This window comes from Niallia sp. MER 6, from assembly GCF_023714395.1.
Lineage (GTDB): Bacteria > Bacillota > Bacilli > Bacillales > Cytobacillaceae > Niallia.
This window is the reverse complement of the sequence record NZ_JAMAUK010000031.1, coordinates 21302-33467: the sequence shown is the minus strand read 5'-3', so window position 1 is coordinate 33467 and position 12166 is coordinate 21302. Positions and strand designations below refer to the sequence as shown.

General features: G+C 37.9%; 9 protein-coding genes and 1 pseudogene. All 10 read left to right on the top strand.

Annotated elements, in window-relative coordinates; translation table 11 throughout:
* The 10 genes and pseudogenes from M3600_RS23960 (at position 1) to M3600_RS23915 (ending at position 11979) form a co-directional block, all read left to right on the top strand.
* Positions 1-435 (top strand): MFS transporter, encoded by a 435-nt coding sequence (locus M3600_RS23960; protein ID WP_251647826.1) that lies wholly within the window; start codon positions 1-3, stop codon positions 433-435.
* A gap of 629 nt (positions 436-1064) precedes the next feature.
* On the top strand, positions 1065-3161 hold the full coding sequence (locus tag M3600_RS23955) for a transglycosylase domain-containing protein (RefSeq protein ID WP_251647842.1): 2097 nt from the start codon (positions 1065-1067) through the stop codon (positions 3159-3161).
* A 206-nt stretch (positions 3162-3367) separates the two neighbouring features.
* Positions 3368-3631 (top strand): annotated as a pseudogene (locus M3600_RS23950) (HXXEE domain-containing protein); the annotation flags it as partial.
* Between the two features lie 548 nt (positions 3632-4179).
* Entirely contained in the window at positions 4180-5745 is a 1566-nt protein-coding gene (locus tag M3600_RS23945; protein WP_251647825.1) for a phytoene desaturase family protein, read from the top strand.
* Positions 5732-6610, top strand: a complete 879-nt coding sequence (locus M3600_RS23940; RefSeq protein WP_251647824.1) for a phytoene/squalene synthase family protein — start codon at positions 5732-5734, stop codon at positions 6608-6610. Before M3600_RS23945 ends, M3600_RS23940 begins: the two co-directional genes overlap by 14 nt.
* 35 nt (positions 6611-6645) lie before the next feature.
* Positions 6646-7707: a type 2 isopentenyl-diphosphate Delta-isomerase gene (gene fni / locus M3600_RS23935; protein WP_251647823.1), complete on the top strand. Its 1062-nt coding sequence runs from the start codon at positions 6646-6648 to the stop codon at positions 7705-7707.
* 288 nt (positions 7708-7995) lie between these two features.
* A complete protein-coding gene (locus M3600_RS23930; protein ID WP_237943493.1) occupies positions 7996-8730 on the top strand; it encodes a carotenoid biosynthesis protein in 735 nt (244 codons plus the stop codon).
* Entirely contained in the window at positions 8727-9389 is a 663-nt protein-coding gene (locus M3600_RS23925) for a lysophospholipid acyltransferase family protein (protein ID WP_251647822.1), read from the top strand. Before M3600_RS23930 ends, M3600_RS23925 begins: the two co-directional genes overlap by 4 nt.
* 14 nt (positions 9390-9403) lie before the next feature.
* Entirely contained in the window at positions 9404-10510 is a 1107-nt protein-coding gene (locus M3600_RS23920; RefSeq protein ID WP_251647821.1) for a glycosyltransferase family 2 protein, read from the top strand.
* Complete coding sequence (locus M3600_RS23915; protein ID WP_251647820.1) at positions 10507-11979, top strand: phytoene desaturase family protein; 1473 nt, start codon at positions 10507-10509, stop codon at positions 11977-11979. The genes M3600_RS23920 and M3600_RS23915 overlap by 4 nt, the downstream gene beginning before the upstream one ends.
* Positions 11980-12166: the final 187 nt, after the last annotated feature.

The window sequence follows — 12166 nt, the reverse complement described above, 5'->3', positions numbered from 1 at the left end:
ATGGGACTTGGAATCATCGGTTTCCTTTTATTAAGTAGACTTTCGGTAACGGGCTCCTTCATAGAGATAATCCCTGGTACAGTTATTATCGGTATCGGTCAGGCACTTGTTTTTACAACGATGTTTATAGCGGGTAGCACAGGTGTCAGTAAAAAAGAGCAGGGTGTAGCTTCTGCCCTTATCTCTACAGGTCAACAGATAGGAGGAGCCATTGGTTTAGCTGTTATTATGGCGATTATATCAGCAAGTCTCGGATCGAATTCCTCCTCAATGGAAATGATGTTACCATCAGATCTAAATAGTGCCGTCCATATCGCATTTCTAATCTCGGCAGCCATTACTTTGCTTGGTATTTTAGTGGCGTTTGTTACCCTTAAACAGCCTAGTCAAATAAATAAAGAAGAGGAAAATACCAACATTACAATAACTCATTAAATAAATATATCCAGCTGCAGACTTGCAGCTGTTTTTTTAGTCTATGGCATTCCTGTAGAAAAGAGCATTGTTAATTTATCAATCAGGGCTGTATAGAAAAAAGGTCAAATAAAAAGAGAGCTTTTTCACTGGTACATATGCTGATAACTTTATGAAGGGTAAGGAACAATACTATGTACAGTTAGTAAATTATGCTGCAAAGTTTCGAAGTTAATTCAGTGTGAGAGTAAAGAAGTTTGCAGAAATTAGCATGATAAATCGTGATTTTAATTTAGGGTAGTATGTCCTGGAATAATTGAATAAATTTAAAAAAATTACATAATTACGGAGATTTATTTAGGTACTTTTAGTTTCATTCTTATATTATTTTATTTAATAATGTTTCCATCCGTATAATTTATAGTGCGTTTTGCCCCTTCAAACAAATTAGGCTTATATTTATAATTGTCTCTGGAGATGGAAGAAAGTCCTATCATATAAGATTCTTTTTAAATAAGGCAATAAAATGCAAAGTAAATCGAGTGAAGAAATTAATAACAATTTCATTTCACATTTGGGGTAGGTTTTTATCCTATAGCTATCCATATGGTTATCAACATCTTAAGAAGGTAGGAATAAACTTGGGAAGAATGGAAAGAAGGCAGAACCGAAGCACTACTCCACGTATTTGGAGAAATTGGAGTTCTAAAGGTTTTAAGATTAGGCTTTTAGTAATCTTTTTAGCGATAGTCATATTATCCGTTTTTATACTAAATATTTTTATATGGACAAGAGATGTTAGTAAACTAGAAGATCCTGCTCCTCAGTCAACGATTATTTATGACCAAAGTGGAGCTGTGGCCAGTAAAATATCGGTTTCAAATATTGAAGGTGTAGGTATTAAACAAATTCCTGAGGATATGATTCATGCTGTTATTGCAACAGAAGACCAGCGCTTTTACAAGCATAATGGAATTAATTATATAGCCATTATTAAGGCATTTGCTAGTAATATCATTAGCGGTGAAGTCGTGGCAGGTGGAAGCACTGTAACACAACAGTTAGCCAAAAATGCCTTTTTAACTCAAGAACGTACATATACTCGAAAAATTAAAGAACTTATCATTACTAAAAAAATTGAACGAACCTATTCTAAGGACGAAATTATGGAAAAATATTTAAACCAAATTTATTTTGGCGAAGGTGCGTGGGGAATCCAGCGTGCAGCACAAACTTACTTTGGGAAGGATGTTAGTGAATTAACATTAGCTGAATCAGCTATGATCGCAGGGTTAATCAAAGCTCCATCCATATTATCTCCTTTTAAAAATATGGAGAAATCAATTGAAAGAAGAGATGTTGTTTTATCATTAATGGAAAAGGAAGGCTATATCACTAAAAGTGATGTTAAAAAAGCAAAGGAACAATCAATAGTATTAGAGGAGAAAAAGATGGATGACTATAAAGGAAAGTATCCTTCTTACGTAGATCATATTATTGAGGAAGCAACTCAAAAATACGGATTAACCGAAAATGGGATTCTTTCAGGTGGACTTCATATTTATACAGAACTAAATCCTACCATACAAAAAGCTGCCGAGGAAGTGTATAAAGAGGACGCGTTATTTCCTGAAAGTCAAGCAGATCAATTAATTCAGAGCGGGGCCGTTTTCATCAATCCTTCAACCGGCGGGATTAACGCAATTGTAGGTGAAAGAGGAGAACATACATTTCGGGGATTTAACCATGCTACTCAACTAAAGAGACAGCCTGGTTCTACAATGAAACCATTGTCTGTATATACACCAGCCATAGAACAAGGCTATGATATTTATGATATGTTACAGGATAATCCGATTAATATTGATGGATATCAACCTAAAAACTACGATAATCAATACAGAGGTCAAGTAACGATGTATGATGCGGTAGTACATTCCTATAATGTACCACCTGTATGGTTATTGCAGAAAATCGGATTGGAAGATGGGGTAAATGCTGTAAAAAGATTCGGAATTGAATTGGAGGAAGCTGATTATACGCCAGGTTTAGCTCTTGGCGGCATGAGTAAAGGAACTTCTCCTCTATCAATGGCCCAAGCATATTCCGCTTTCCCTAATAATGGAACAATGGTAGATTCACACTCCATTAAAGTAATAGAAGATGCAAATGGAAATACCCTTGCAAAGTGGAAAGAAAATGCACTCAGAGTAACTGAACCAATTATCGCTCAAAAAATGACCTATATGCTTAAAGGAGTCGTAGAAAAAGGAACGGGGATAAAGGCGCAAGTGGAAGGATTGGAGATTGCAGGTAAAACAGGAACTACACAGCTTCCATTTGCAAATAATGATGGGGCAAAGGATCACTGGTTTGTTGGCTATACGCCAGAAATCGTAGGAGCAATTTGGTTAGGGTACGATAAAACAGATGCTCAACACTTTCTATCAAGTACAAGTGGTTCAAGTGTTACAACAATTTTTAAAGAAATAATATCTCGCTCTAAATCAGAATTGACTAATACAGATTTCAACCTCTCATTAGTTGGAAAACAGTTAAGTGAGCAAAAAAAGAGAAAAGAAGAACAAAAGAAGGCGGATGAAAAGAAGGTAGAAGAAAAGAAATTAGAAGAAGAGAAAAAGATAGAAAATAAAAAGAAAGAAAAGGAAAAAGTAAACAAAGAAGTAAAAAAAGAAGAGAAGGCACAGGAGAAAGAAAAGAAGAAAAAAGAGAAAGAGAAAGAGTAAATAGCTTCAATTGAAAAGCTTTCAAAAAATAACCACTCATTCAGAGTGGTTATTTTTTATTTAAAATTTTGCTTGCTTGTGTAATTGGTGTATATTTCAGATATAAAAATGTATTTAAAACACCCACTACAGCCAGCGATGATAAGCCCGAGTAAATATTAGAATACGCGACTGCTAAGGACAGTTGGTGCTGTTTTTCTAAAGCAATAGGTTTTTTAGGTTCTATGATTTTCAATGCAATGTTTCCACATTTAATTGCAACAGTTTTGATGGAAAAATATGCACCCGGCCTACTAACTGGCTTATTGCTTAACATTCCAATAAATTCATTTGTTATTTATCAAATGTTTGCAGAGAATTTAATTGTTTGGAAAGAGTTAATAATTTCTACTATAGTTGTAGGAATTATTTTATTAGCACTTATTCCGGTATTATTTAAGATTGGTGGAAGAATATCTCCTAATTCATAGGTTCATTTGGAGTAAAGAGACTTTGCGGATGTGCTTCAGGATCTTTCGGATATTATAAATTTTAGTAGATAGGAGTCAGCAAACCAATCAAATGTAAGAAACGAAAAAAATAAACAAAAAAGGTTTCAACAGATTGGGAAGAGGGTAGTAAGTAAAAATGCACCTATATAATGTATTAGACAGGTGCACAGAAGGATGGATAAATACTTATCCCAATTTTTTTATGCTTTTTAAAAGTAAGGAAGCAATCTTATGTTTATTTATTAATCTTTACCTGAATCGTTGGTTGGTTTGGATAGCTGTATGTTGACAAGGAACACGTCTCTATTGATAATAAAGTTGTTTGAATATCACCTTATCGCTTGATAAGGTGATATATTTAGCAGTCATTTATCAACTGATAAGTGGTTGTTTGCACATCCTCCTTATCAGTTGATAAGCAGCTTGTTTAGTTATTTACCTTATCAAATGATAACCAAGGGTTCATCAAGTTTTTAATCTTTAAAAACAAATTTTAAAAAAGATACAATAGGGGGCAGTTTTCTACAATGAAGAAAAAAGTGGCTATTATTGGTGCAGGTGTTGCAGGATTAGCAAGTGCTATCCGTTTGCAGCATACTGGCTATCAAGTGGAAATATATGAAAAAGAAACTATAGCGGGAGGGAAAATGCACCGCATCGAAAAGGATGGCTTTCAATTTGACCTAGGACCATCGATTGTGATGATACCGGAGTTATACAGAGAAATCTTTGAACTGGTCGGACGTAATCCAGATGATTATATTCCGATGGAAAGATTAGATCCTATGTATTCTGTTTTCTTTGGAAGTGGAAAGAAAGGGTACCATGAGATTTCTTCTGACTTAGTGGAATTAATGAAAACATTTGAACATGTAAGTGAAAAAGATGCAGAAGGCTTTTTAAAATACTTGCAGTTGATTTATGAACGTTTTATGGTTGCGAAAAATCATTTTCTGCAGCGTCCTTTCCGAAATAAAAGGGACTTCTATAATCCGGCAACTTTGTATCAAGCATTAAAGCTAAAGACCTTTGATAGTGCCGACAATTTTATCAGTAAATATGTTCAGAATGAACAGTTAAAGCAAATGATTAGTTTTCAAACTTTATATATTGGCGTTTCTCCATATAACGGCCCGTCTCTCTATTCGATGATTCCAATGATTGAGTTTTTCTATGGAGTTTGGTTTATAAAAGGGGGCATGTATACGATGGCTAAGTCAATGGAGCGCTTATTTCTTGAGCTTGGTGGCAAGGTTTTTTATCAATCCTCTGTCGATGAAATTATGATTGAAAATCAAGTGGCAAAAGGCATTAAGGTGAATGGTAAAGAAATTCTGGCCGACAAGGTTATTTGTAATGCTGATTTTCCCTATGCTGTGAAAAATCTTGTAAAAGATATCAAAGCAAAAGGAAAATATACAGATAAAAAGATTGATAGTATGGACTATTCTTGTTCTTGCTTCATCTTGTACTTAGGCATGAATAAGAAATATGAGCAATTAAAAACTGCGCACAGCTTTTTCTTTGGAGACGACTTAAAGAAGAACTTAGACGATATTTTCTCTGGAGAAAAACTGGAGAATCCTTCTTTCTATGTATACAATGCTTCCAAACTAGATCCAACATTGGCTCCAGAAGGGAAGGATGGACTATATATTCTTGTCCCAGTATCTGATTTGTCTACAGCTAAATACGAATGGTCAGATGAAACAATATCGTATTATCGTTCTCAAGTCTTTCAAACGCTTAGTCAAGTCGAGGGGCTAGAAGGAATTGAAGAGGATATTATCTCCGAAACCTATATGACGCCAATAGATTTTGCCGAAAAGTTTAACGCTTATAACGGAGCTTGCTTTGGATTACGGCCTACGTTAGCCCAAAGTAACCATTTAAGACCACAAAGCAAGGCAAAAAATTGTGAAAACCTATATTTTACAGGAAGCAGCACACATCCAGGAGCTGGGGTTCCAATTGTATTATTATCAGCAAAAATTGCTACAGAGGAATTAATGTTAGATGATTCTGTTTCCACGGAAGCAACGCAAACACAAGCATTTCAGTCAGCAGGAGGGGTTGCAAATGAGGGAAGCTAAAACCGTTGATTTGCTTCAAAACGACTATTTATACTGTGAGAATGTTATTAAACAGAATTCGGCAAGTTTTTACCAAGCATTTAAAAAATTACCAAAAGACAAGGCTAATGCTGTGTATGCCATCTATGCATTTTGCCGCAATGCAGATGACAGTGTTGATGAAACAAGAGACAAATCTACCCAGTTAAAGAATTGGCAGGACTTGTACCATCAACTTCAGCTTTTTGAAAAGGGAGAGGAAATTTCATCCCCTCTTTGGAGGGCATTACGAGATGTTTTTACCCGTTATGAGATGGATATTAAACCTTTCTACGAGCAATTAGAGGGACAGAGAATGGACATTAACTTTAAGCAGCCTTCTACGTTAGCCGAGTTAGAAAGGTATTGTTATTATGTAGCAGGAACGGTTGGTTTAATGCTCCTCCCTATTCTTGCAACGGAAAACCATCAGCATTTGCATGGCTATGCTGTTGAGTTAGGGGTAGCTATGCAATTGACTAATATTCTTCGAGATGTTGGGGAGGATTATCGGAATAACCGCATTTATTTACCAAAAGACCTGCTTCAGATGGAAAATTACAAGCAGCAGGATTTGGAATCTAGCAACATTAACTCCTCATTTATAAGCGTATGGGAGAAAATAGCGAACCGCTCGGAAGAGCTTTATGAGTTATTTCAAGTGGGGATTGATTATTTTGATAAAGACAGTCAATTACATGTTCTCCTTTCAGCACTTATTTATAAAGAAATATTAAAAGTAGTCAGGGAAAGCGGATATGACTGCTTTCAAAAACGAAACTATGTTTCACAAGAAAATATGTATCGATTGAAGCAAGTGGTGGAGGGATTAACAGTGAGTTTGTAACTCATTAATTAGAAGATTTGGGAGCTGTATAGTTTATGGACACAATTAGACAAAATCGAAAAGCAGATCATATTAACATAGCATTAACATCACCATTTACTTTAAGTTCCGATTTTGATGAGCTGTCATTCATTCACCGCTCCTTGCCGGAAGTGGGAATGGATGATATTCAGCTCCAGACCAATATCGGTCCTTTAACGCTTGACTATCCAATCTTTATTAACGCGATGACAGGAGGCAGTGAGAAATCAGGAGTGATTAATGCTTCTCTTGCAGAAGCTGCCAGTGAAACAGGAATTGCGATGGCAGTTGGTTCCCAGCATGCTGCCATCCGAGAGGAAGAGCTTGCTCATACATTTAAAGTGGTGCGGAAAAAAAACCCGAACGGTCTTGTATTTGCAAATATTGGTGCAGATGCGCCGCTGGATTATGCATTAAAAGCCATTGATATGCTAGAGGCTGATGCCCTGCAAGTTCATTTGAATGTACCGCAGGAACTGGTTATGCCAGAAGGAGAGCGTACTTTCACTAGTTTACTTGCTAAACTGGAAAAATTATCAGCTACACTGCATGTCCCTGTTATCGTCAAGGAAACCGGATTCGGGATGAGCACAGAAACGCTCATGCAGCTACAGAATGCTGGTATTCAATATGTTGATCTAGGAGGAAAAGGCGGCACTAATTTCATTCATATTGAAAATGAGCGCAGAAGTAAACGGGATTTTGAGTATTTAAAAGATTGGGGCCAATCGACTGTCGTGTCGTTGTTAGAAGCACAGTCAGTATTAGATGAGCTGACGATTATCGCTTCAGGAGGAATACGTAACCCCCTTGACGCAGTAAAATCCTTCTCTTTAGGAGCTTCCGCCGCTGGGATTGCCGGACCATTTTTAAAGATTCTTCACGACCAAGGAGTTGCTGGACTAATAATGGAGCTCGAGGTGTGGAAGGAACATTTAAGAATGCTGCTTCTTCTCCAAGGAGCAAAATCTATTCGAAATCTCAAGCAATGTCCCATTATAGCTGGCGGCAAGGTTAGGGAATGGTGCGAAGCAAGAGGTATTGACTGGCAAAGACTTGCTAGAAGGAAGCCGTGAATAGCAATTTATTTTAGGTAATAGGCATTTCTATCGGGAACCTAAACTAACTGTCTCTACTGAAAAACTAATGTCATCTTTAGGCTTTTAAGGTTGCTAGGAAAATCAAAACCTAACAATTAATGGCTAAATAGAATGCTGCGTTCAGGAGACAATGTAGCCGTTGGAAATGCAAGTGCTTATAAAAATGTAATTAGTCTTCAAGCAGGAATATTCATTTCTATATTTGTCTCGTCTTTGTATATATATAATGTAAATATTTGCTTAAATAATGAGAAGGAGAGTTCTATGAGTTTTGGCAATGTTCTATTTCGTTTTTTTATATTTTGGTATATTTGCGGAGTGATTCTTCTCACTTTTGATCTGCTGCCTGCTTGGCTTGAATGGGCGAACGCTGTTTTTCTAATTTTAAGCGGCCTTTTGGCAATAGTTTATTTCTCTAAAAAGTTTGGAAAAAAAGCTGGATCTTTGATTAGTGTGGTTATTTTCCTGTTTTCCTATCTTGCAGAATTCATAGGATCATCTTATGGAATTTTATTTGGAGATTATTATTATACCAATCGGTTTGCTCCCAATCTATTTGACGTGCCAATAGCGATTGGTTTTGCATGGCTAATGGTAATGGGAACCTCTCATGCATTGGCTTGTGCTATCACAGAAAAGAAATGGCTTCAGCCGATAATCGGTGCCTGTGTTGCTGTAATTATCGATCTAATTATTGATCCTGTCGCATTTAAACTAAAACAATATTGGATATGGGAGGAGGATGGAGTGTACTATGACATTCCATTCAGCAACTTTTTAGGATGGTTTATTGTGGCACTTGTTCTTCATGTATTTATCTTATTTTTCTCACCAAACAAAAATATTTTCTGGGAAAAACGGATGTTTTTACTATTTGCCCTTACAATAACCATGTTTGTTTTGCTTGCAGCAACCGGTGAACTTCTTTTTGCAGGCATCCTGACAGCCTGCCTGGCAGGACTGACACTATATGCTGCTATAAGAAGGAAACGAACATGATTGAAGCTAAAAAAGACGTTGTTTTTAATAAACTGTTTTCTATTTTTCATAAGAGAATGCTTGCCTTCTCCTTTGATAAAATCTATTGGCAAGAATCTAGTAAACTGCCGGCCTTTCCTTGCATTTTTGTCTGCAACCACTCTTCCTGGTGGGATGGGCTCATCTACTATCAGCTGACGAAGACTGTTATTCAGCAGGATATGTATATTATGATGCATGAACAGGGACTGAAGCAGTTTCCATACTTTAAAAAACTTGGAGCCTTCTCAATTGACCGCTCCAGCCCAAAAGAAATTTTAAAAACAATGAGGTATGCTGAGGTGTTGCTGAAACAAGGAAAAAGTGTATGGCTTTTTCCTCAGGGTGATGAGTACCACCTGGAAAAACGCCCGCTGCAATTTCAGCCAGGAACTTTATATCTGCAGGAAAAGCTTCCCGAAATACCCATTATACCTGTCTGCTTCTACTATTCTTTTGCACACAAACGAAAGCCTGAAGTATGGATAAAAGCAGGAAATCCATTGTATAGCAATGACCTGCCGGGAGATTCGAGGTTTGAAAAAACCTTAATACTTGAAAAGAAATGCACTGACGCGTTGGATGGCTTGAAAAACGATGTGATCAGCGAAAAAACGAAGCATTTCGTAAACTTACTGTAAGGAGCAATGTCTAGATGGTTCTATTTTTAATCACCAGTCTCTTCCTATTTTTCCTATGGACATTGTGGAATATGAGCGGACTCCCAGGTCTTTCTGCTCCTAATATAAATAAAAACTTTCAGCCGCTTGTGTCAGTTTTAGTTCCGTTAAGAAACGAAGCACGGAACGTGGATGGACTAATCAGCAGCCTTAAGTCATTAACATACCCTCATCTGGAAATCCTTCTTCTGGATGACGGCTCAACAGATGAGACTTTGTCCTTGCTGCAGGAAAAAACGTTAGGTGACAGCCGTTTTAAGATTTTAAGAGGGAGAGAACTTCCAGCAGGGTGGGCTGGCAAGGTGCATGCCTGTCATCAGCTGCAGGAAAAAGCAAAAGGAGAGTATTTCCTTTTCATTGATGCAGATGTCCGTCTAAAATCGGGAGTGATTGAAAAAGCACTGACACTGGTAAAGAAAGAAAATGCCAAGCTGTTAACAGGGTTTCCCTCCTTTGAAGTTCCAGGAATTTTGAGCAAGCTTCTGATTCCGATGATGCATTTTGTTGTGCTATTCCACCTCCCGATTCATCTTGCGAATAAGGGCAAGATGCCTGCCGCAACGGCTGCCAATGGAGTATTCATGTTTTTTGAAAGAAGGGCCTATCTAGAAATAGGCGGCCACGCTTCAGTCCAGACTTCTATAGTGGAAGATGTTCATCTGGCAAGACAAATGAAGAGATCAGGAGGCAAAGTCTGCTTGGGCAATATAAGTAATGACGTTTCATGCCGGATGTACGAACGGAATAGTGAGGTATGGGAAGGTTTTATAAAGAATATTTTTTCAGGCCTTGGCCGTTCTGTCATGATGGTGATGCTCTTAAGCGTATTTTATGGCTTTTTTTATGTGCTGCCTGGGGTTTTATTGGTATACGGGCTATGGATGTTCCAGCCGCTCTATGTGTTTCCTTATCTCCTGATTGTCCTGCAGCGCATGTTAGTGGACTGGAAAGCAAATCAGCATTTATCTCTATCATTTTTCATGCCGTTGTCGGCAGCAGCACTGGTTATTATCATGAATGCTTCTATGTGGAGATGGATCAGGAAAAAGCCTTATAGCTGGAAAGGGAGACAGTATTCATGAAGAAAAAGGTGTTAATCATTGGCGGCGGACTGGCAGGATTGTCAGCAGCCATAACGCTAGCCAACAAAGGATTTGATGTAGAACTGTTCGAAAAGAATAAGCATTTCGGAGGTAAATTAATGCCTGTAGCATTAGGGGATTATACTTTTGATTTCGGACCAAATACCATCACCATGCCAGAGGTATTCCGGAAAGTGATTGAACAGACAGGTGACAAGGCTGAAGACTATTTCCATATGATTAAGCTTGAATATCATACGAGAAATGTGTTTTCTGATGGAACGTCCTTTGATCTTTCGAGCAGCAGGGAATATATGATGCAGCAGTTGAATCAGATGGATCCTGCACATAAATATGATGATTTTTTAAAAGAGATTACAAGATTATTTAAGTTATCTGAGAAACACTTCCTGCCAAAAACATTTCAATCATGGCAGGATTATTTGTCGCCATCACTTGGGGCAGCTCTCTTGCAGGTGAGGCCGCTGCAAAGCCTCAACAGCTTTTTTCGGCAGTATTTTTCACATCCTCATGTACTTCACGCTTTTAATCGATATTCGACTTACATTGGCTCGTCTCCCTATAAGACTCCTGCCACATTTGCCATGATTGCCTATCTGGAAATGATTGGCGGAGTTTATTATGTCGAGGGAGGTAATGTGAAAATTGCCGAAGCCTATGCAAAAATAGCAAAAAAACTGGGTGCTAAGCTACACGCCGACTCACCTGTGAAAAAAGTCATCGTAAAAAACAAAAAAGCAATAGGCATAGAGCTGGAGGATGGGGAGAAAATACATGGGGATTATTTTATTATGAATGCAGATTTACTCAAAGCTTATCCCGAGCTGGTTAGCGAAAGCGACCGTCCCTCCTTTCCGAACTCAAAGGCAGCAGGGCTATCACCCTCCACATCAGCTTTTGTAGTCCTTGCAGGTGTTAACAAACGGTTTTCAGAGCTGAGGCATCACAATGTCTATTTTTCCGATAACTATGAACAGGAATTCATTGATCTATTCAAACACAAGCAGTACAGCAGTGAGCCTACCATTTATATCAGCAATTCTTCCTATACAGAGCCTGACCGTTCGCCAGGGGGAAGCAATCTTTTTATACTGGCAAATGCTCCAGCCCTTCCTGCTGATGGAAAACTGCAGGTGAATCCGGAAATGTATAAAGAGCTAATTTATCAAAAACTCTCAACCTTTGGACTTGCGCTGAAGGATAATATCGTAGAAGAAAAAGTTTATACACCTTCCGATATCGCTGCTCAATTCGGCTCATTTCGCGGGGCGCTTTATGGTCTATCTTCCAATCGAAAAAAAGATGCCTTTTTACGTCCCCAAAACGTGAGCAAGGATATCGCCAATCTCTTTTTCGCAGGAGGAAGCACACATCCTGGCGGCGGGTCGCCAATCGTGACATTGAGCGGTATGAATACGGCCAATTTAATTATTAAGGCAGAAAAATAGCTGAAAAAAAGCTAGAGAAGCACGTCATAGTTTCTCTAGCTTTTTTTCTTGTCAGAAGCGCCTGCTTTTCTTCATCTTATAAAAAGTTTTTAGGGAAACATCTTTTTGCATGAAATGGGGCTTGTTTTCTAGAATGTAATAATGATGACAATAATGTAAGTAAGTATGTACACAGAGAAGAGGAGAG

Bases quoted from the DNA above. Each gene is read 5' to 3' on its own strand.
- M3600_RS23955 (WP_251647842.1), top strand. From the start codon at position 1,065: ATGGAAAGAAGGCAGAACCGAAGCACTACTCCACGTATTTGGAGAAAT.
- M3600_RS23920 (WP_251647821.1), top strand. From the start codon at position 9,404: ATGGTTCTATTTTTAATCACCAGTCTCTTCCTATTTTTCCTATGGACA.
- M3600_RS23960 (WP_251647826.1), top strand. From the start codon at position 1: ATGGGACTTGGAATCATCGGTTTCCTTTTATTAAGTAGACTTTCGGTA.
- M3600_RS23930 (WP_237943493.1), top strand. From the start codon at position 7,996: ATGAGTTTTGGCAATGTTCTATTTCGTTTTTTTATATTTTGGTATATT.
- M3600_RS23940 (WP_251647824.1), top strand. From the start codon at position 5,732: ATGAGGGAAGCTAAAACCGTTGATTTGCTTCAAAACGACTATTTATAC.
- M3600_RS23945 (WP_251647825.1), top strand. From the start codon at position 4,180: ATGAAGAAAAAAGTGGCTATTATTGGTGCAGGTGTTGCAGGATTAGCA.
- M3600_RS23915 (WP_251647820.1), top strand. From the start codon at position 10,507: ATGAAGAAAAAGGTGTTAATCATTGGCGGCGGACTGGCAGGATTGTCA.
- fni (WP_251647823.1), top strand. From the start codon at position 6,646: ATGGACACAATTAGACAAAATCGAAAAGCAGATCATATTAACATAGCA.
- M3600_RS23925 (WP_251647822.1), top strand. From the start codon at position 8,727: ATGATTGAAGCTAAAAAAGACGTTGTTTTTAATAAACTGTTTTCTATT.